This window comes from Pseudomonas wadenswilerensis, from assembly GCF_024749185.1.
GTDB classification, from domain to species: Bacteria; Pseudomonadota; Gammaproteobacteria; order Pseudomonadales; family Pseudomonadaceae; genus Aquipseudomonas; species Aquipseudomonas wadenswilerensis.
The window spans coordinates 316,805-336,316 of record NZ_CP087191.1; the positions used below are offsets into that span (position 1 = coordinate 316,805).

General features: G+C 65.3%; 22 protein-coding genes. 1 reads left to right on the forward strand and 21 read right to left on the reverse strand.

Going from position 1 to position 19,512, the window contains the following annotated elements; all coding sequences use genetic code 11:
* Positions 1 to 13 precede the first annotated feature (13 nt).
* From LOY45_RS01420 to LOY45_RS01515, 20 genes are read right to left on the reverse strand one after another with little or no spacing between them, the layout of a single operon-like run.
* Positions 14 to 1,240: a beta-ketoacyl-ACP synthase gene (locus LOY45_RS01420; protein WP_115089367.1), complete on the reverse strand. Its 1,227-nt coding sequence runs from the start codon at positions 1,238 to 1,240 to the stop codon at positions 14 to 16.
* Positions 1,240 to 1,968, reverse strand: a complete 729-nt coding sequence (fabG, locus tag LOY45_RS01425) for a 3-oxoacyl-ACP reductase FabG (protein ID WP_258578657.1) — start codon at positions 1,966 to 1,968, stop codon at positions 1,240 to 1,242. Before fabG ends, LOY45_RS01420 begins: the two co-directional genes overlap by 1 nt.
* Positions 1,961 to 2,431, reverse strand: coding sequence for a hotdog family protein (locus tag LOY45_RS01430; RefSeq protein ID WP_115089365.1), 471 nt, complete (start codon positions 2,429 to 2,431; stop codon positions 1,961 to 1,963). Before LOY45_RS01430 ends, fabG begins: the two co-directional genes overlap by 8 nt.
* Complete coding sequence (locus LOY45_RS01435) at positions 2,428 to 3,627, reverse strand: beta-ketoacyl-[acyl-carrier-protein] synthase family protein (protein ID WP_258578658.1); 1,200 nt, start codon at positions 3,625 to 3,627, stop codon at positions 2,428 to 2,430. The genes LOY45_RS01430 and LOY45_RS01435 overlap by 4 nt, the downstream gene beginning before the upstream one ends.
* Positions 3,624 to 4,106 (reverse strand): hypothetical protein, encoded by a 483-nt coding sequence (locus LOY45_RS01440; RefSeq protein WP_258578659.1) that lies wholly within the window; start codon positions 4,104 to 4,106, stop codon positions 3,624 to 3,626. The genes LOY45_RS01435 and LOY45_RS01440 overlap by 4 nt, the downstream gene beginning before the upstream one ends.
* Positions 4,103 to 4,837 carry a class I SAM-dependent methyltransferase gene (locus LOY45_RS01445; protein WP_258578660.1) on the reverse strand — a complete coding sequence of 245 codons (735 nt, stop codon included), beginning with the start codon at positions 4,835 to 4,837 and terminating at the stop codon, positions 4,103 to 4,105. The genes LOY45_RS01440 and LOY45_RS01445 overlap by 4 nt, the downstream gene beginning before the upstream one ends.
* Positions 4,834 to 6,081, reverse strand: a complete 1,248-nt coding sequence (locus LOY45_RS01450; protein ID WP_115089361.1) for an NAD(P)/FAD-dependent oxidoreductase — start codon at positions 6,079 to 6,081, stop codon at positions 4,834 to 4,836. The genes LOY45_RS01445 and LOY45_RS01450 overlap by 4 nt, the downstream gene beginning before the upstream one ends.
* Complete coding sequence (locus tag LOY45_RS01455; protein ID WP_115089360.1) at positions 6,068 to 7,228, reverse strand: sodium:proton antiporter; 1,161 nt, start codon at positions 7,226 to 7,228, stop codon at positions 6,068 to 6,070. Before LOY45_RS01455 ends, LOY45_RS01450 begins: the two co-directional genes overlap by 14 nt.
* Complete coding sequence (locus tag LOY45_RS01460) at positions 7,225 to 9,537, reverse strand: MMPL family transporter (protein ID WP_115089359.1); 2,313 nt, start codon at positions 9,535 to 9,537, stop codon at positions 7,225 to 7,227. The genes LOY45_RS01455 and LOY45_RS01460 overlap by 4 nt, the downstream gene beginning before the upstream one ends.
* A complete protein-coding gene (locus LOY45_RS01465) occupies positions 9,527 to 10,126 on the reverse strand; it encodes an outer membrane lipoprotein carrier protein LolA (protein WP_134061211.1) in 600 nt (199 codons plus the stop codon). The genes LOY45_RS01460 and LOY45_RS01465 overlap by 11 nt, the downstream gene beginning before the upstream one ends.
* Complete coding sequence (locus LOY45_RS01470) at positions 10,123 to 10,548, reverse strand: acyl-CoA thioesterase (protein ID WP_115089357.1); 426 nt, start codon at positions 10,546 to 10,548, stop codon at positions 10,123 to 10,125. The genes LOY45_RS01465 and LOY45_RS01470 overlap by 4 nt, the downstream gene beginning before the upstream one ends.
* Positions 10,541 to 12,085 carry an HAL/PAL/TAL family ammonia-lyase gene (locus LOY45_RS01475; protein WP_115089356.1) on the reverse strand — a complete coding sequence of 515 codons (1,545 nt, stop codon included), beginning with the start codon at positions 12,083 to 12,085 and terminating at the stop codon, positions 10,541 to 10,543. The genes LOY45_RS01470 and LOY45_RS01475 overlap by 8 nt, the downstream gene beginning before the upstream one ends.
* Entirely contained in the window at positions 12,066 to 13,004 is a 939-nt protein-coding gene (locus tag LOY45_RS01480; RefSeq protein ID WP_115089354.1) for an LpxL/LpxP family acyltransferase, read from the reverse strand. Before LOY45_RS01480 ends, LOY45_RS01475 begins: the two co-directional genes overlap by 20 nt.
* Positions 13,001 to 13,735, reverse strand: coding sequence for a glycosyltransferase family 2 protein (locus LOY45_RS01485; protein WP_115089352.1), 735 nt, complete (start codon positions 13,733 to 13,735; stop codon positions 13,001 to 13,003). Before LOY45_RS01485 ends, LOY45_RS01480 begins: the two co-directional genes overlap by 4 nt.
* Positions 13,728 to 15,407 (reverse strand): acyl-CoA synthetase family protein, encoded by a 1,680-nt coding sequence (locus LOY45_RS01490; RefSeq protein ID WP_115089349.1) that lies wholly within the window; start codon positions 15,405 to 15,407, stop codon positions 13,728 to 13,730. The genes LOY45_RS01485 and LOY45_RS01490 overlap by 8 nt, the downstream gene beginning before the upstream one ends.
* Positions 15,404 to 15,949, reverse strand: a complete 546-nt coding sequence (locus LOY45_RS01495) for a COG4648 family protein (RefSeq protein ID WP_233673585.1) — start codon at positions 15,947 to 15,949, stop codon at positions 15,404 to 15,406. Before LOY45_RS01495 ends, LOY45_RS01490 begins: the two co-directional genes overlap by 4 nt.
* Entirely contained in the window at positions 15,946 to 16,200 is a 255-nt protein-coding gene (locus LOY45_RS01500; protein ID WP_115089345.1) for an acyl carrier protein, read from the reverse strand. Before LOY45_RS01500 ends, LOY45_RS01495 begins: the two co-directional genes overlap by 4 nt.
* A 9-nt stretch (positions 16,201 to 16,209) precedes the next feature.
* Entirely contained in the window at positions 16,210 to 16,482 is a 273-nt protein-coding gene (locus LOY45_RS01505) for a phosphopantetheine-binding protein (RefSeq protein ID WP_010222262.1), read from the reverse strand.
* Positions 16,457 to 17,269 (reverse strand): lysophospholipid acyltransferase family protein, encoded by an 813-nt coding sequence (locus LOY45_RS01510; protein WP_115089343.1) that lies wholly within the window; start codon positions 17,267 to 17,269, stop codon positions 16,457 to 16,459. Before LOY45_RS01510 ends, LOY45_RS01505 begins: the two co-directional genes overlap by 26 nt.
* The gene (locus tag LOY45_RS01515; RefSeq protein WP_134061216.1) at positions 17,245 to 17,961 is read right to left on the reverse strand and encodes a beta-ketoacyl synthase chain length factor; all 717 of its coding nucleotides are present in this window, start codon (positions 17,959 to 17,961) and stop codon (positions 17,245 to 17,247) included. The genes LOY45_RS01510 and LOY45_RS01515 overlap by 25 nt, the downstream gene beginning before the upstream one ends.
* 316 nt (positions 17,962 to 18,277) lie before the next feature.
* Between LOY45_RS01515 and LOY45_RS01520 the strand changes: the two genes are divergently transcribed.
* Positions 18,278 to 19,051 (forward strand): ParA family protein, encoded by a 774-nt coding sequence (locus tag LOY45_RS01520; RefSeq protein WP_038997609.1) that lies wholly within the window; start codon positions 18,278 to 18,280, stop codon positions 19,049 to 19,051.
* On the opposite strand, the gene trxC is transcribed toward LOY45_RS01520, so the two are convergent.
* Positions 19,048 to 19,482: a thioredoxin TrxC gene (trxC, locus tag LOY45_RS01525; protein WP_134061217.1), complete on the reverse strand. Its 435-nt coding sequence runs from the start codon at positions 19,480 to 19,482 to the stop codon at positions 19,048 to 19,050. The genes LOY45_RS01520 and trxC overlap by 4 nt on opposite strands.
* Between the last annotated feature and the right edge of the window lie 30 nt (positions 19,483 to 19,512).

Genomic DNA, 19,512 nt, shown 5'->3' on the forward strand with positions numbered 1-19,512 from the left:
AGCAGGTTTCAGTTCAGTTCCAGCGACGGAAAATCAGCGAGGTGTTGACCCCGCCAAAAGCAAAGTTGTTGTTCATCACATAGTCGTGACTCATGCTGCGAAACTCGCCGCACAGGTAGTCCAGCTCGCCACAGCGCGGGTCGATGTGCTCCAGGTTGAGGGTGTGCACATAGCGGTCGCTGTTCATCATCTCGATGCTGAACCAGGACTCCAGCGCGCCGCAAGCACCGAGGGTGTGGCCGAGGAAGCTTTTTTGCGAGCTGATCGGCATGCGCGGGCCGAACAGGCTGCTGGTGGCCAGGGTTTCGGCGATGTCGCCCTGCTCGGTGGCGGTGCCGTGGCCGTTCACGTAACCGATGGCAGCCGGCGCGAGGCTGGCGTCTTCCAGCGCCAGCTCCATGGCCCGGCGCATGGTTGCCTGCTCCGGACGGGTGGTGTGCTGGCCGTCGGCATTGCTGCCAAAGCCGACGATCTCGGCGTAGATGTGCGCGCCACGGGCCAGGGCGTGTTCGAGCTCTTCGAGCACCAGCATGCCGCCGCCTTCACCGATCACCAGGCCGTCGCGGCCACTGTCATAGGGGCTCGGGCTGGTGTGGGGGGCATGGTTTTTGAGGCTGGTGGCGTACAGTGCGTCGAAGACCATGGCTTCGGTCGGGCACAGCTCTTCGGCGCCGCCGGCGAGCATCAACGGCAGGCGGCCGAACTTGATCGCTTCATAGGCATAGCCGATGCCCTGGCTGCCGCTGGTACAGGCGCTCGAAGTGGGGATCAGGCGCCCGGTAAGGCCGAAGAAAATGCTGATGTTGGCCGCGGTGGTGTGCGGCATCATCCGCACATAGGAGTTGGCATTGAGGCCTTCGGCCACCGAGTTGAGCAGCATGTTGCCGAATGCCTTGATCTCGTCGGTGCTGCCGGTGGACGAGCCGCAGGCCACGCCCATGCGCCCGTCGCGGATCGACGGGTCGTCGAGCAGGCCGGCATCGCGCAGGGCGTTCTGCGCGGCAGCCACGGCCAGGCGCGAGACCCGGCCCATGCTGCGCAGTTGCTTGCGGGTCCAGCCGCTCGGCACCTTGAAGTCATCGATGGGGCCGGCCAGGCGCGTGTTGAGCTCCTCGAAACGGTCCCATTCGTCCATGCGGCGAATGCCGCTGCGGTTGCTGGCGAAGTTGCCGGCAATGGTCTGCCAGTCGCTGCCCAGCGAAGTGATACCGGCCATGCCGGTGACGACCACACGTTTCATCAGCACAGGCCTCCGTTGACTGCCAGTACCTGGCGGGTGATGTAGGCGGCTTCGGCCGACATGAGGAAATTCACCGCGCCGGCGACTTCTTCCGGGGTGCCCATGCGCTGTGCCGGGATCATCTTCAACAGCTCATCGACCGGCATGTGCTCGTCGAGCATGGCGGTATCGATCAACCCAGGGGCCACGCAGTTGACGGTGATCTTGCGCTTGCCCAGCTCGATTGCCAGAGCCTTGGCGGCGCCGATCACCCCGGCCTTGGAAGCGCTGTAATTGACCTGGCCACGGTTGCCGATCATTCCCGATACCGAAGTGATGCAAACGATGCGCCCCGCTTTGCGCCGGCGGATCATCGGCATCATCAGCGGGTGCAGGACGTTGTAGAAGCCATCGAGGTTGGTGCGTAGCACCTGGTCCCAGTCCTCTTCGGTGAGCGCCGGGAAGGCGCCGTCGCGGGTCAGGCCGGCGTTGCAGACCACGCCATAGTAGGCACCGTGGGTTTCCACGTCATCGGTGAGGATGGCCGCGCAGGCAGCGCGATCGGCAACGTCGAATTGCAGCACGCGGGCTTGCTGGCCCAGGCCCCGGACTTCTTCTGCAACGGCGTCGGCTTCACTGCGCCCGCTACGGCAATGCAGGACCAGGTCGAAACCGGCCCGGGCCAGGCGCAGGGCGATGGCCCGGCCAATGCCACGGCTGGAACCGGTGACCAGGATGGTGTCAGTCATGGGGGGACTCCTCTGGGCCCGCTTCGGCCAGGTAGCTGGCAACTTGCGGCGGGCGAAAAACGTTCAAGCGGGCCATGGCATGGATGCCCGGGCCGCGCAGGTGACACTCGAACACGCCCATGCCGTTGTCGTCTTCGAGCGACCGCAGGGCATGGATGCGCAAGTGGGCACCGGCAGGGAAATGTTCGACATTGCATTCGAATTTGCGCGTGCCGAGCAAAAAGCCCAGCTCCACCGGCCGGCCTTGCTGGCGCGCGCGACAACCGGCGTAGGCGGCGACGCTCTGGGCCATCAGCTCGATGCCGACCCAGGCCGGCAGGCTGCCGTCGGCGCGGTTGAACAGGCCGCCGGGGCGCACGGTCAGTTGAGTGTGGATCTGCTCTTCATCGAACGACTCGACCTGATCGATGAGGATCATGTCGCCGGCATGAGGCAGCAGTTCGGCCAGTGGCCAGGTGATCATGGGGTGTCTCCGAGAATCAGGCTGACGTTGTTGCCGCCGAAGGCGAACGAGTTGCTCATCAGGCGCCGCGGGCCTCGGGCCGGCAGGCGTTGGCTGGCATCGACCAGCTTCAGGGCCGGTAGCTGTGGGTCATCCACGCCATCCCAGACATGCGGCGGCAAGCGCCCTTCGGCATTGTCGGCGGCCAGGCTCAACCAGCAGAACGCTGCTTCCAGAGCGCCGGCCGCACCCAAAGTATGGCCGGTCATGGGCTTGCTCGACGAGCAGGCCAACTGGCTGCCGAACAACTCATGCACGGCCAGGCTTTCCATGGCGTCGTTGTGGCGGGTGGCGGTGCCGTGCAGGTTCAGGTAATCGATCTGTGCTGGTTGCAGGCCGGCATTGTCCAGTGCCTTGCGCATGGCCTGCAAGGCGCCTTTGCCGCCGGGTTCGGGCGCCGAGATGTGATGCGCATCGGAGCTGGCGCCGGCGCCGAGCAGGGCAATGTTGTTGCCTTCAGCGTGGGCTTCACGGGTCATCAGAAACACCACCGCGGCTTCACCGATGTTGATGCCGTTGCGGTTGACCGAAAACGGGTTGCAGCGCTCGGCGCTGACCGCTTCCAGGGCGCTGAAACCGTTGAGGGTCAGCTTGCACAGGCTGTCGACACCGCCGCAGATCACCGCATCGCACATGTCGAGATCAAGCAGGCGGCGGGCACTCATCAAGGCCCGGGCACTGGAGGTGCAGGCAGTGGAGATCACATAGGCCGGGCCGCTCAGTTGCAGCCAGTCGGCGAGGAAATTGGCCGGGGCGCTGAGCTCCTGCTGGGCATAGTCGTAGCTGGCCGGAAACGCGTGTTCGCGCAGGTAGTGAGCGATGTCGTCGCTGGCTTCCTTGATGCCCGAGGTGCTGGTGCCCAGGACGATGCCGATGCGCTGGCGGCCAAAGCGGGCGATGGCCGCTTCGATCGGGGCGCCGATCTGCAGGCAGGCGTCGTACAGCAACTGGTTGTTGCGGCTGTGATGGGCCTGCATCTCGGCTGGCAACTCAGGCAGCTCGCCTTGCACGCCCGCCACCGGCAGGCTGCGGTCCGGCACCCAGCCGTCTTCCACGCGCATCCCCGAGCAGTCGCCGGCAAACAGCTTGCGGGCGACTTCGGCCTGGCCGCGCCCCAGGGCACAGACCAGGCCCAGGGCATTGAGGTAAGCGGTCATGGCGTGTTCTCGCTGGGCAGTGGGCTGACTAGATAACGCAGGCCCTGGCCCAGGTTCAAGGTGAAGTCGTCGGCTTGTCGGTAGTCGACGCGCCAGCGCTCACCCAGCCAGCGCTGCTGGCCTTGCTGGTGGGCACCGGGGTAGAGCGCTTGCAGTTGCCCGGCCGGGGTCAGGGCGAACAGCAGGGCGGCGAACAATTCACGGGCGCCCGGGTTGGGCGGCAGCAGGCCATCGGCTTGCCACTGACCGTCGTTGAGCAACTGCCGGGCTTGCGGAATACCCAGCAAGTCCAGCAACGACCAGCGCAGGCTGGCGTTCTCGCGCTGGATCACCAGCAGCCAGTCCTGACTTTCTCCTGCCTGTTCGCGCTGGATATGCAGCTGCATCGGCAGCGTCAGCGGCGGCAACTGCGCGGGCAGCGGCGCACGGCTGGCGCAGGCGCTCAGTGCGAAGGCGAGGATCAGCAACAGGCGTTTCATGCACTCGGCTCGGCTGGCTTCAAAGGTTTACGGGCAACCACGTTGACCAGGGTTTCTTCGCGCTGGCCGACCGGTGGCGGCTTGCGCAGGCCAAAGCGTTCGAGCAGGCCGAAGTCGCTGGAACGGCTCCACCACAGGTACGGGTAGGAAACATTCTGCGCGCCGAATTCGAAGCCCTGGTCGCGGAGCATCTGCAGGTACTGTTCGGCACTTTTCTGCACGTGCATGGGGTGGCGGAACAGCCAGCGGATCACCCAGGTGTCGATATAGGCTTCGGTGGACTCGGCGAACAGCAGGTAGCCACCGGGCTTGAGTACCCGGTAGAACTCGGCCAGGGCCTGTTCCTGCTCGACCAGGTGGTGGAAGGTCTGGTGGCAGAAAAGGATATCGACGCTGTTGTCGGCAAACTGCAACGCCGCGCAGTCACTGCCGCGCAGTTCGACATTCAGGCCCAGGCGCCCGGCTTCGGCCTGGCTCAGCTCGAGGCTGTGCGGGTCGGCGTCGGTGCCCAGCAACCGGCCGGGGGCGAACACCTGCTGCAGGTACTGGAACGACTTGCCCTGGCCGCAGCCGGCATCGAGCAGCACGGGTGCGCTGGGTAGTGCCTGGTCGAACAGCCGGCGCAGGTCGTTGATCGCTACCCGCAGCACATGGTGCTGCCAGGTGTGGCTGCGCAGGAACCAGAAGCCGAAGCGGGTCTCCTCGACGTAGCTGTCGCTGAGGAACCTCATGCCACCGTCCTTGCGCAGACTTCGGCGAGCATGCGCAGGCGCCGCTTGGGCTCGCTGACGAACGGGTTGCGCTGGTCCCAGGCGTAACCGGCAAGGATCGAGCTGATCATTGCGCGGATTTCCGGCGAGCTGGCCGGGTGGTAAATGACGTCCTGGAAGCTGCCGTTGTACCAGCCTTCAACGTAGGCGCGGAAGGTGTCGACGCCGCGCTTGAGCGGCTCGGCGAACTCGCTCTGCCAGTCGACGCTTTCACCCTGCAACTGACGGTGCAGCACGCCGGCGGCCATGCTCGCCGAACGCATGGCAATGGTCACCCCGGAGGAGAACACCGGGTCGAGGAATTCGGCGGCGTTGCCGAGCAGGGCAAAGCCCGGGCCATGCAGGGTCTTGACGTTGGCCGAATAGCCGCCGATGGTCCGCGCCGGAGTGTCCCATGCGGCATTGGCCAGCACCTTGGCCAGGCTTGGCGTCTGGGCGACGAAGTCCTTCAGGCAGGCATCCAGGTCGGCCGGCGCGGCGGCAAAGTGCTCGGCGGCGGCGACCACCCCCAGGGAGCAGCGGCCATTGCTGAACGGAATGGTCCAGAACCAGATATCACGGTGCTGCGGGTGGGTGGTGATGAGGATCTTTTCCCGGTCGAAAGCCGGGTGGTCGATGCGGTCTTCGATGTGGGTGAACACCGCTTGGCGCACCGGGAAATTCGACGGTGCTTCGAGGTCCAGCAGGCGCGGGAGCACGCGGCCATAACCGCTGGCATCGAGGACAAATTCGGCTTCGACGCGGTACTCGCTGCCATCCAGGCGACGCACGCGGACCTGTGGGCGCGGGCGCTCGAAGTCGGCGGCGATGATCTCTTCTTCGTAGCGGATTTCCACGCCCTGGGCTGCCGCCTGGTCGGCCAGCAACTGGTCAAACTGGGCGCGCTGGACCTGGAAGGTGCTCGGCTTGCCATTGCTGAAGGTGTCGCCGAAATCAAAGGCGCTGTACTCATCGCCCCAGGCGAAGGCCGCGCCGTTCTTGCGCTGGAAGCCTGCCGCTTCGAGGGCCGGGAGCATGCCGGCTTCCTCGACGAAGTCGATGCAGTGCGACAACAGGCTCTCGCCGATGGAAAAACGCGGGAAGCGCTGGCGCTCGATGATCAGCACGTCGTGGCCGTTGCGCTTGAGCAAGGCCCCGGCGATGGCGCCGGACGGGCCGGCGCCGATAATCAATACCTGCCGTTGTTGCAGTTCAGTGTTCGGCATAAGGCCTCCTTGCCGGTTGGGCAGTCTTCAATGGAATCCGGTGCAGGCCGGCCAGCGCGGGCATCAGCGTGGCGACCAGGCTCATCAGCATCAGCGCGAAGTACAGCGCCGGGCTGATCAACTGTTGTTGCAGCAGCAGGTTGAGAAAGACGATCTCGCTCAAGCCGCGAATATTGAGCAGCAGGCTTTCCCGCCATTTGCTCGCGCCGGCGAACGACGGCGTCGCCCAGCACAGGCCCAGCCAGTTGCCGAGCAGCTTGCTGACGATCGGCAACAGCAGCAGGGCACTCAACTGGATGGCATCGAAGCCCTGCAGCACGTTGTGGATATCGATCTGGATGATGCCGAAGGTCAGGATCAGCGGGATCGCCACACCGTTCTGCAGGCGTTTTATCCACAGCTCCGATAACGGCATGCGCAGCGGCAACTTGAGCCAGGCCAGGCAGCACAGGTAGCCGATGCCGAAGATCAGCGCGTTGAGCCGGTAGTGCTCGGCGACGAACAGCAGGCCGAAAAAGCCCAGGCTGTAGACCCAGGGCCGACGCACACCGAGGGCATACAGTGGTAACGGCAGGCAGGCACCGAGCAGTGGCAGCAACAGGCTCACGGGTTCGAGGCTGCCCTTGCCCAGGCCGAACAGCAGCCAGCAGGTCAGGTCGATGAGGATCGCCGACTGCATCAGCCGGCGGGTTGCGGCGGGTGGGTAGTCGATGTTGCGCAGGTACAGGTAGAGCACCGGGATGGCGGTGATGGCAAACACCAGGCCGAGGGCCAGGGTGGTCAGCCAGGGCTGTTCGGGCAGCAACAACGCGCCGCAGGCCAGGCCACAGGCGAAGGGCACGAAGAAGCTGGGCAGGGCGATCTTCAGGCTCTGACGGTCGAATTTCAGCTCCACCACGTCAGCCAGAATATGCCCCAGCAGCAGGGCGAAACTCAGGCCATACAGGGTTTTCAGCCAGGACGGCGCCACCAGCGCGGCGCCACTGAGCTGCCAGTGCGGCTCGACCCAGAACAGCATCAGCAGCGGCAGGCCGAGGGTCGCCAGCAGCAACTGGCTGACAATCGGGATCAGCCCCAGGCGCCGGCCGAGCTCACTGGCGATCCAGAACAGTGCCAGGGCCAGGACCCAGAACAACACGATACTCATGCCGCCTGTTCCTTGTGGCCGGTGGCAGCCCAGGGCGCCAGGACAAAACTGAAGGCCAGGCCGAGGCTGACTGCCAGGCCAAAGTTGCTCACCGCCGGGGTACTCGACACCGCCAGCAGGCCGAACGACAGCCAGGTGGTGGTCGCCGCGAGCAGGGTGCCGAGCAGGCTGACGGCGGCGCCGCCGATCTGCTCGTGCATGAGGATCGCGTAGTCGACGCTGATGGCGGTGACCAGCAGCAGGCCGAACAGGCTGAACAGGGTCAGCGGCTGGCCCAGCCAGCCGAGGCAAGCCAGGCTGCAGAGCGCGGCGAGCAATGGCAGGGCGACGATGCGCAGGGCACCGCCGAGGCCAAACGGCAGGATCAACAGCACCACGATCAGCGCGCACGACAACAGCTTGAGCTCTGCAGCACTGACCTGGGTGGCAGCGAACACCCGGTTGAGGTCGCCGAGGCGGTCCACCAGTTGCACGCCTTCAAGGTCGTCGGCTTGCAGGCGCAGCAACGCCGGATCGTTCAAGCCTTGCAGGCTGACGATGGCGGCCACGCCCTGAGCGTCGGTGCCCAGCCACAAGGTGCGCCATGGCTCGCCTAGCGGGCCGCTGAGGGCGTGATCGATGTCCAGGGCAGCCAGTGCCTGCAGTTGTGTCAGTTCGGCCTGTAGCGCGCTTTGCGGCACGCCCAGGGCCAACAGCGGTTGCAGCGGCAGCTTGCCGAGTGCATCGCGTACCTGTTCTTGTTCGCCAGGGCTGGCGACCAGTTGGCTGAGGGCCATGTAGCCCTTGAGCTTGTCGGTTTCGACCAGTTCATCGAGCCGCGTGCTCAGCGCTTGCAGGCGACCCAGCAACTGCGTCTGGTCGGCGCCGCGAACCAGGTAGAACTGGCTGGTCGGCTGGTAGCCCGTGATACGTGCCACAGCCTGGGCTTCTTCGAGCAGTTGCGGCGGGCTGCCGACCCACTGACGGATGTCGTTGCGGCTGTCCAGCTGCCATAGACCGGCAGCGCAGAACAGGATCAGCAAACCGAGCAACACCGGGCTGGGAATCTTGCTCAGTAGTTTCTCACGCAGATCCACCAGCCATTGGGCAATGCGCAGCGGCCACTGCGCCGGCTGCAGGTCGATGCCCTTGAGCAGTGCCGGCAGCAGGCACACGGCACTGAGGTAGGCGCCGATCAGGCCCGCGGCGGAAAACACTGCGATCTGGGTCAGGGCCGGGAACGGCGTGAAGGCCAGGGCCAGGTAGCCGATGCAACTGGTGGCCAGGCTCAGGCTCAGGCCCGGCAAGGTCAGCCGCAAGGCCGGCCAGGCCTGCCAGGGGCGCAGGCTCCAGCTCTTGGACAGATAGTGCAGCGGGTAGTCGACGGCCACGCCGATCAGGCTTGAGCCGAGTACCAGGGTCATCACGTGCATCTGGCCGAACAGCGCCACGCAGGCCACCGCGCCGAACAACATGCCGACCAGTACCGGAACGAAGGCCAGAAGAATGCGCCAACGGCGGAACGCCAGCAGGAGCAGCAACAGGATGCCAACCGTGGCGCCGCCGCCGACCCAGGTGATTTCCTGGCTGGCCTGGCGCTGGCCGTTGGCGGCGTACAGCAAACCACTGGCGGCCAGCAGGCGGGCACCGTTGTGCCCGGCTTCAACCCGGCCGCTGGCGAGCAGGTCGGCGACTTGCAGGGGCAGTTGCATATCGAACGCATTACCCAGGGTGCGGGCACGCAGCAGTACCCAGTTCTGCCCGTCCGCTTCGGCCACCAGCGCGCCGCTGGCGGTGTCCAGCTGTACTGCGGCAGGGCGTGGCTGGCTGTTCTGGATGCGCCCGGTCAGGCCCAGCCAGTCGTCCTGGCTGGGCACCAGGCTGAAGCCGGCAAAGGGGTCGTAGAGGTTCTGTACGCGCTGCTCGATAAAGCCTTGCGGATTGTCGATCAGGCTGCTGCGGTCAGCGCGCGAGAGCATCGCCAGGCGCCCTTGCAGCAACTGTTCACGCAGTGCTTGCAGGTCAGTCTGCAGGCTCCATTGGACCTTCTCGAACAAGCCACTGGCCTGCCATTGTTCCGCCAGGCGCTGGGCCAGGGCAATGGCCTGGTCACGCTGGGGGTGGCCGACCAGTACCAGCATCTCGCGGTTCAGCGGCTCTTGCATGCGCTGCTCGGCGCGTTGCACCAGCGGGTCCTGGGTGGCGCCGGGCACCAGCGTCATCAGGTCGGCAGACAAGGGTGCAGCGCGGTGCCACTGCCAGCCGGCCAGGGCCAGCACAGCGATCAGCAGCAGCAAAAACAGCCGTGGCAACAGGCGCTCACTCGGCAAAATCGCGGCGCTCCGTGTCGGTCAGGCTGGCGCTGCTGCTCGATGGCATGCGCAGTACCGTGCTGTCGCCCTGGGTTTCCAGCAGCTGGATGCGTTCGACGTAGCGCCCGCCGTCGATATCGATCTGCTTGAACACCTGTTTGAGCAGCAGCGAACGCGGGGTCAGGCGCAATTGCCAGTGCTTGGCATCGCCTTGCAGGCTCAGCTCGAAGTCACGCTGCAGGCCGCTGCTGTCGCCTTGCAGCACGGCGAAGAACAGGCGGTTCTGCTCGGCGCCGGCGCTCTTGCCCGGCAGCATCTGCCAACCGGACGGGTCGCGGCGGGCGATGCCCTGGGCGTTGAGGCGGTAGTCCTGCTTGAGCGGTGTTTGCAGCAGCCAGAGCAGGCCGTGGTCACGGGCCAGGACGAACTGGCCCTTGCTGAGCAACGGCTGCGGCAGGGCGCGCAGGTGTTTTTCCTGGATGAACGGGCCCTTGATGACTGCAGGCTCGCCCAATTGCTTGCTCAGGTCATCGAGGCCAAAGGCCTGAGCCAGGGTGCAGCTGGCAAGCAGGCCGATGCACAGCAGGCTACGCAGCAGCGTGTTCATTTGAGCACCTTGTTCACGGCGTCGAGCATCACCTGCGGCGAGGCCAGTTGCATCTCGCCACTGGCGATTTCGACCGCGACCTGCACGGAACTGGCGCGGGTCATGCGTTCGCCGGTGGCGGCGTCGCTGATCAGGTAGTTGATCTTCAGGCGGTTCTCCCACTCCACCAGGCTGGCACGCACGTTCAGGCGCTGGCCAAAGGTGGCGCCACGCATATAGCGCAACTGCAGGTCGATCACCGGCCAGGCGAAGCCGGAGGCCTGCATCTGCAGGTAGTTGTGTTCGAGGCGGTCGAGCAGCGCGCAGCGCGCTACTTCCAGATACTTGACGTAGTGGCCGTGCCAGACCACCAGCATGCTGTCGACATCGAAGAACGGCACCAGCACTTCGGTATCGACGTGCAGCACTCCCTGACTACGCATGCAGCCTCCAGTGTTGTTCGGCAATTCGGCTCAGGCACAGGCGCAGGTCGCCTTCCAGGGCGCGGTCCTCGATCACCGGGGCGAAGTCTTCGAGCAGCGCACTGTGCATCTCGGCCAGGGCCGGCGGCAGGTCACGGGCATCGGCTTCGCGGCTGCGCAGCCAGACGCCCTGGTTGGCCGCCAGCAAGGTCGCGGCGGCAACCTGTTCGGTCAGTTCGAGCGTGCGCAGGGCATCGCGGGCGGCGATGGTGCCCATGCTCACCTTGTCCTGGTTGTGGCATTCGGTGGAGCGCGAGAACACGCTGGCCGGCATGGTGTTTTTCAGGGCTTCGGCGGTCCAGGCGCTGGCGCCGATTTGCACGGCCTTGAAGCCGTGGTTGAGCATCGCCCGCTCGGCGCTGGCGCCCGACAGGTTGCTCGGCAGACCGTGGTTGTAGCGCGTGTCGACCAGCAAGGCGAGCTGGCGGTCGAGCAGGTCGGCGACGTTGGCCACCAGGTTCTTCAGGCTGTCCATGGCGAAGGCGATATGGCCGCCGTAGAAGTGGCCGCCGTGCAGTACGCGTTCGGCTTCGGCGTCGATGATCGGGTTGTCGTTGGCGCTGTTCAGTTCGGTCTCGATAAAGCCGCGCAGCCAGCCCAGGCTGTCGGCCAGCACGCCCAGCACATGCGGCGCGCAGCGCAGCGAGTAGCGGTCCTGCAGGCGATGCAGCGGCGCGGTCGGCGCGTCGATGGCCAGGTCATGGCGCAACCAGGCAGCCACCTGCATTTGCCCCGGATGCGGCTTGGCGGCGAACAGGCGCTCGTCGAAGTGTTCCGGGTTGCCTTGCAGGGCGACCACGTTCAGCGCGGTGATCCGGGTGGCGAGTTTGAGCAGGTAATCGGCGCGGGCGAACGCCAGGCAGGCCAGACCGGTCATCACCGCGGTGCCGTTCATCAGCGCCAGGGCTTCCTTGGGCCGCAGCACCAGCGGCTGCCAGCCCAGTTCGCGGTGTACGTCAGCAGCGCTGCGGCGCTCGCCGCGGTACATGACTTCGCGCTCGCCCGACAGGGTCGCGGCCACGTAGGACAGTGGCGTCAGGTCGCCGCTGGCACCGACCGAGCCTTCCTGGGGAATCAGCGGCAGGATGTCGTGGGCAAGAAACGCCTGCAGGCGCTCCAGCAACTCGACGCGCACGCCGGACACACCATGGCACAGCGACTGCAAGCGGGCGGCCAGTACGGCGCGGGTGGATGGCGCATCGAGCAACTGGCCGAGGCCGCAGCCATGGAAGGTGTACAGGTGCTTGGGCAGGGCCTCGACATGCTCCAGTGGCACCGCCACCACGCACGAGTCACCGTAGCCGGTGGTCACCCCGTAGATCACCCCTTCCTTGTCCAGCAGCGAGTCGAGGAACTGCGCGCCACGGGCAATCCGGGCGCGGTAGTCGCTGTCGTCCTGCAGGCGGGTTTCGGCCTGGCGGTGGGCCAGGGCGAGGACGTCTTCGATTGCCAACGGCAGCGCGCCGAAGGTCACGGGCTTATGCGGATGCATCGTCATCGGTCTTCCAGAAAGGGTAGAAATTGAACCATTGCTGCGGCGCTTGCAGGCAATAGTGGCCCAGGCGTTCGGCGTAGCGCCCGGCCCAGTCGGCGATCACCTGATCGCGCTGGCCGCGGCGCCACTCGATGGCCTCGGCGAAGGGTTCGAGGAGCACCTGGTAGCGGCCTTGCTGCTTGAGGCAGAAGAACAGATTGAGCCGGCACTTGAGCAGCCCGGCCAGCAGCCACGGGCCCTGCGGGAAGGCGGCGCGGTGGCCGAGGAAATCCGCCTCGACCGTACGCGCGCCATGCAGCGGCACGCGGTCGCCGGCAATCGCCAGCCATTCGCCGCGGTCCAGGCGCTGGCTCAGTTGCAGCATGATCGCCGGGTCCAGCTCGCTGACCTGGATCAGCCGCAGGTTGGTCGCACCCGATTCACCGAGCAGGCGATTGAAGCGTTCGGCGTGCTTGGTGTGCACCAGCACGTTCATGGTCACCTGCTCGCCAAGCTCGGCCAGGGCGCGGCAGACTTCAAGATTGCCCAGGTGCGCCCCCACCAGCATCTGTCCGCGCTCGGCGCGCAGTTGGCCGCGCAACTGCCCGGGGTCGACGATCTCGATCTGCTCCAGGCGCAGCTTGCCGTTCCATACGTCGAGCTTGTCCAGCAGGGCATCGGCGAAGGCCATGAACTGGCCGAACACCCGCGTGTGGCTGGGGCGCAGGCTGGCTTGCCCGCTCCAGTCGGCCAGGCGCTGCTGGTATTGCCAGATACTCTGCCGGGCACGGCGGCCAAACACGAAGAAGTACAGGACGATGCCATACAGCACCGGGCTGAGCAGGCGCCGACCGAGCAGCTTGATGCCCAGGGCGGTCAGCTTCATCAGCCAGAAGCTGCCACGTTCCTGGTGTTCGGCCCAGTGTTGTTCGCCGTTGCTCATGCCTGCCACCGCCGCCAGAGGATGGCCGGGGCGCGCAGCAACATGCCGAAGAACAGCTTGGTGTGCATCTTCGAGATCAATGCGTTGTCGTGGAACAGGCGAAAGTGCGAGAGGCCGTCGGCCGGGTAATGCACCTTGGTGGGCAGCCAGCGCATCGGCTGGTTGCGCCAGGCCAGGCGCACGAGGATCTCCGGGTCGAAGTCCATGCGCTTGCCGAGGTTCACCGCCTCGATCAGCGCCAGGGTCGGCGGCAGCGGGTAGACCCGAAAACCGCACATCGAATCGGGAATCTGCAGCGACAGGCTGTTGATCCACACCCATACGTGGGTCAGGTAGCGCGCATACAGACGGCCCTTGGGCACGCTGGCGTCGTACTGTGGATAACCGCAGATCAGCGCCTGTGGATACGCCTGCGACTGTTCGAGAAAGTGGCTGACATCGGCCAGGTCATGCTGACCGTCGGCATCCACCTGCAGGGCATGGCTGAAGCCCAGGCGTGCGGCTTCGCGCAGGCCGGCCATGACCGCGCCGCCCTTGCCCTGGTTGACCTTCAGCTGTACCAGGAACACCTGCTGGTGCTCGGCCAGCTGGCGCAGCACGGTGGCGCAGGCCGGGCTGCTGGCGTCATCGACCAGCACGCAGGGCAGGCCGGCTGCGAGCAGGTCGGCAACCACCGCCGGCACCGCCAGTTCGTGGTTGTACACCGGGATCACCGCACAAGGCTTATTCACCGACGGCCTCCAGCACGATGCGGCCGCTGGAGCAGGGCGCTCCGGCGTTGCTGTAGGCGAAGTAGAGCTTGCTGCGCTCGGCATCGAAACGCAGGGTTAGCTGCAGCGGGTCGCCGGGGCGCACCAGTTGCTGGAATTTCAGCACTTCCATGCCGGCGAACTGGCGCGGCCGGTCGAGCAATTGTTGTCCCAGGGCCAGCGCCCAGTCGACCTGGACCACGCCTGGCAGCACCGGGGTCTGCGGGAAGTGACCGTTGAAATAGGCCAGGTCCGCCGACACTGCCAGTTGCAGCTGTAGCTCGCCGTCCACCTCGGCCTGGCTCAGGACGTCCGGGCCTTTCGGCCGTGGTGCCAGCAGCAGGGCTTCGAGTTCGGCCTGGGGCAGTTTGCCCTGGGCGTTGAACGGCAGTTGCCGCAGCAGTCGCCAGCGCCGGGGCAGGGCCAGGGCTTCGCAGTGCTGGCTGAGGTGTTGGCGCAGGCCTTCGGTGACCGCACGGCGGCCCTGGTTGCGCAAGGCATACAGGCCTGCGGCGCTGAGCACCAGCAGGGCGCCAAGGCTGGCGCGGTTTTCCTGGATCACCGCCAGTCGCGCTTCCTCGACCCAGACGTGCTCGACCAGGGCCTGTTCCAGCATCGGCAGGGAGATGCGTTTTTCTTCCAGTTTGACGATGCGGTCCAGGCGCCCGAGCAGGCGGAAGCGACCGTCAGCGGCGAACTCGACGGCATCGGCGCTTTGTTCGATATGACCGGGTGGCAGGTAAGGCGATTCAATGCGCAGCGCACCGTCCTGGTTCTGGCTCAGGCGCACCTCGGCAAATGGCTGCCACAGGCTGTCGCCCTGGCGCCAGGCGATGCCGCCGGTTTCCGAGCTGCCAAGGATTTCCGTCGGCCATTGCTGCAAGCGCTGGTGCAAGGCCTGGGCGGCGCTGGCCGGCAGTTCGCCGCCGGAGGAAAACACCCGGCGTACCGCACTCAATGCTGGCCAGTCGAGGTTGTCGCCCATGCGCTTGAGCAGCGCCGGGCTGGCGACCCAGGCAAAGGCCGGGTGCTCGCGGCTGGCGCGCTGCAGGTCTTCAGGGAAGGGCAACTGGCGGCGCACGAACGGGCGCCCGGCGCACAGCGGCCAAAGCACGCGAAACAGCAGGCCGTAGATGTGCTGGGTGGCGACGCTGCCGATGATGCAGGCAGCGCCCAGGTCCTTGCCCCACAGCTGTTCCAGGGCCTGCACTTCATTGGCCAGCTGGCGCAGGCTCTTGTCGATGCGTTTGGCTTCGCCGCTGGAGCCGGAGGTGCACAGGCTCAGCTGGCAGTTGTCCAGGTCCAGGTCAGCGGCGGCCAGGGGCGCTTGCAACAGTGCCTCGAGTGCGGTGTCCTGCGCTTGGTCGCTGAGCCACAGCTCGACCTCGCCGAGCCAGCGCTGGCGGGTCTGGGCTTGCAGGTCGGCAGGCAGCAGCACCTGCACCCCGGCGCGCCAGGCCCCGAGCAGCGCGACGGCCAGTTGCGCGGCGTCTTCCAGGTGCACGGCAATGCGCTTTACGCCTCGCTGCTGAAGGCCTGCGGCCAGTTGCAGGGCTTGCTGGCACAAGCTCGCGTGGTCCAGCGCCGGGGCGACGCTGACCGGGCGCGGCGCGCTGGCCGGATGCAGCAGTTGCTCAAGGGCAATCCATTTCATGAGCGTCCTCGCACGCGTTGTCTAATCAGCCATTCAATGGCAAACAGCAGGCCCATCAGCCCGTAGGCGATCAGGCCGTTGTACAGGGTCCACCAGCTCAGTGGCGCCCACAGGGTCAGGGCGGCGGCGACCAGGCCGTTGGCCAGGAAGAACAGGCTCCAGACCTTGGTTACCTGGCGCGTGTAGTGAATTGCCACGGCGGGCAACTCCGGCTCACGCAGCCGCGCCAGGCGCTCGACCAGCGGTGGGCCGAACTTCAGGCTCAGGCCAAACAGGCCAAGCATGAAAGCGCTGATCAGCACCGGGTACCAACGCAGCAGCTGCGGGCTGTTGAACAGCGCCAGCAACGCGCAGAAGGCAATCGCCGCCACGGCCATCCAGTGTCCGCCGGGCCGCCGCGGTTCGCTCAAGGCGCGCGCCAGCCACAGGCCGCCAAGCAGCAGGCCGAACTGCCAGGGGGCAAAGTGGGCCATGCCAAAATGCACCGCAAAGGGGTACAGCAGACCGGCCAGCAGCAGGCCGAGGCCGATCAGGCGTTTCATGCCGCAGGGTTGACCAGGCGGTACACCGCCTCGACCACGTCATTGACCGTACGCACGGCCTTGAACTCGTCGGCGGCGATTTTCTTGCCGGTCTGGCGCTTGATGTGATCGATCAGGTCGACGGCGTCGATGCTGTCGATTTCCAGGTCTTGATACAGGTTCGACTCCAGGCTGATGCTGGCCGGGTCCAGTTCGAACAGTTCGACCAGGGCGTCGCGCAGGGTGTTGAAGATGTCTTCGCGGGTTTGCATGGTGCTGTCTCAGGCTGCCTGTTTGGCGGTGACGAAAGCCGCAAGGCTGGCCACGCTGGTGAAATGGTTGCGGGTGTCCTTGGCGTCGGCGTCGATCTTGATGCCGTACTTTTTCTGGATCGCCAGGCCGAGCTCGAGGGCGTCCACCGAATCCAGGCCCAGGCCTTCGCCGAACAGGGTCTGCTCGTCGCCGATGTCCTGGGCGCTGATGTCTTCCAGGCCCAGGGCGTCGATGATCAACAGCTTGATGTCGTGGTTAAGGGTGTTCTGTGGATCGCTCATCTTCGGCGAGCTCCTTGGTGAAGTGCTGATGCAGGTGATCATTGAGTTTGCGCGAGGCCTGCGGGGCAGGGCCTTGTGCGGCGAAGGCCTGCGGGTCGATGTCGGCACCGACCTGCAGGCTGAAATGCACCCGGCACTGGGGAATGCGGTACCAGGGTTCGGCCTTGGTCAGGGTGCTGGGGGTGACCTTGATGGTGACCGGGGTGATGATCTTCGCACCGCGCAGGGCAATGGCTGCGGCGCCGCGATGAAAGGCAGGCGGCTGGCCCGGCTGGGTGCGGGTGCCTTCGGGGAAGATGATCAGGGTCTGGCCGCCTTGCAGCGCCGTTACGGCGCTGTCGAGCATGTCGATGCTGCCGTCGTTGCTGATGTATTCGGCCGAACGCACCGGGCCGCGGGTGCAGGGGTTGTGCCAGAGGCTCTGCTTGACCACGCAGTTGGCCTGGCGCACCAGGCCGATGAGGAACACCACGTCGATCAGCGACGGGTGGTTGGCGATAATCATCTGCCCCGGGCGGCCGAGCTTTTCGGCGCCCTTGACCTCATAGGTGAGCACGCCGCTGGCGGCCATGAAGCGGATGAAGCGCCAGAACAGCCAGCTGATGGTGTGCCGGGCGCGCTGGCGATGGCGTGCGGCATCGCCGGGCAGACAGGCCAGCAACGGGAAGACCAGCAGGCGCAGGCACAGGCCGCCGATGCCGAACAGCAGGAAGCTGATGGCGGTGGCGAGCAGGCGCCAGTAATAGGCGTCACGCGGTCTGCTTATGGCTTGCGTTGCCAGTTCCATGTGCGGCTCTTCCAGGTGTGGGTACAAGTGCGTTGGCCAGTGAGCAGGCAACGCAACCAGCTCAAGGCATGGGGTTCTGTTACCGCAGCAACGGCGGCTTTACCGCCCAGGTCCAGTTGCCAGTCATCGCCGGGGGTCAACAACAGGCCCAGGGCATAGGCGAAAGGCACGTCATCGATCCTTGGGCCATAGGCCGCTGGCGGCTGTTCTTCGGTGACGATCAACAGCACCGCGGGCGCGCCTTCGCGCAGCAGGCAGGCGGCTTCCATTACGCCTTGTTCGAAACCGTCGCCGGCAGCAGCCAGGGCGGTCATTTCACTGGTTTCGCCACGCATGATCGACCACAGGCCGATGACCGCGTTGTGTACCGACAAGCTGAACTGGGTTGGCGACAGCGGCTGCTCATTGGCCAGGTCGCTGAGGATTTCGAAGGTGCGCGGGGTTTCGCCATGCCGGGAAACGAACACCAGCGGCAAATCTTGCAAACCTTCGGCCAGTGGCCAGCCCACGGCAAAAGCCATGCGCGCCAGGCGGCTTAGACGACGGCGTTGCATGGCCGGCAAAAACGACACATCCGGTGCCTGTTCAGCCATTTCTGGCAAGTGGTTTGCCTGGCTCCAGGCCTGCCAATCGGCAGCCGTCTGCAGGCCTGGTGCCCACGCGCGCCACTGGCTGATATTGAATGTGATCACTTTGCTGTACTTCCCGCCCTGAGGGACTTCCTTGCCGAGGGAGTAACTCGGAACAACGACCTGACAGGGTGTGGCGCAATCGCCGAGTGGCGCGCATTATCCCGGTGCCGTCGGCGTGTAGCAAATACTGGTTACAAAACTGCAGTTTGAAACAGACCTCGAATGTTCTGCTTCGTCAGGTAAGCCTGGTTTTTTCCCGACCAACGGCGGTCACGGGTTGTCGGTCGATTCCTCGACAACTTGAGCCCGACGGTGCTGGTCAAGTGGACCCTGCGCACACATACTCGGTCATCCCCAGACACACGGAGGTCATTCCATGCGGCGCGTGGTGTTCAATCAGAAAGGTGGCGTTGGCAAATCGAGCATTGCCTGCAACCTGGCGGCGGTGAGTGCCAATGAAGGCTATCGGACGCTGTTGATCGACCTGGATGCCCAGGCCAACTCGACCCAGTACCTCACCGGCCTGACCGGCGAGGACATTCCCATGGGCATTGCCGACTTCTTCAAGCAGACCCTGTCCTCCGGACCGTTTGCCAAGAAGAACAAAGTCGATATCTACGAAACGCCCTTCGACAACCTGCATGTGGTGACCGCCACCGCCGAGCTTGCGGACCTGCAGCCCAAGCTTGAGGCCAAGCACAAGATCAACAAGCTGCGCAAACTGCTGGATGAGCTGGATGAGGACTATGACCGGATCTACCTGGATACTCCGCCGGCGCTTAACTTCTACGCTGTTTCTGCGTTGATCGCCGCTGATCGTGTATTGATTCCCTTCGATTGCGACAGTTTTTCCCGCCAGGCGCTGTATGGCCTGCTGGCCGAAATCGAAGAACTCAAGGACGATCACAACGAAGAGCTGCAGGTCGAAGGCATCGTCGTCAATCAGTTCCAGGCCCGCGCCAGCCTGCCCCAGCAGATGCTTGACGAATTGATCGCCGAGGGCCTGCCGGTGCTGCCGGTGTACCTCAACAGCTCGGTGAAAATGCGTGAGTCACACCAGGCCAGCCTGCCGCTGATTCACCTGGAACCGCGGCACAAGCTGACCCAGCAGTTCGTCGAACTGCACGCCCTGCTCGAAGAAAACGCTTAAATCCCCTGGCTGCGTAGCCACTCCAGCAGTTGCTGGAGTGGGAATGCACCGCTCTGGCGTGCCACTTCCCGGCCGTTTCTGAACAGGATCAGGCTGGGAATCGAACGAATCGCCAATTGTCCGGCCAGTTGCTGGTTGGCTTCGCTGTCCAGCTTGGCCAGGCGACAGCGCCCGCTCAACTGGCTGGCCGCCTGGGCAAAGATCGGCGCAAACGACTTGCACGGCCCGCACCAGTCGGCCCAGACATCGACCAGCAGCGGCAGGTCGCCCTTGATCTGGCTGGCGTAGTCGCCCTGTTGCAAATCGAACGGCGTGCTCAGCAGGACCGGGTTCTTGCAGCGACCGCATTTCGGACTGTCGCCAAGGCGCTCGCCGGGAATGCGGTTGAGGCCGTTGCAGTGGGGGCAGGGGATTAGTAGTGGGTCAGTCATGACAGCTCCGGAGATTGCGACCGGTTTGCG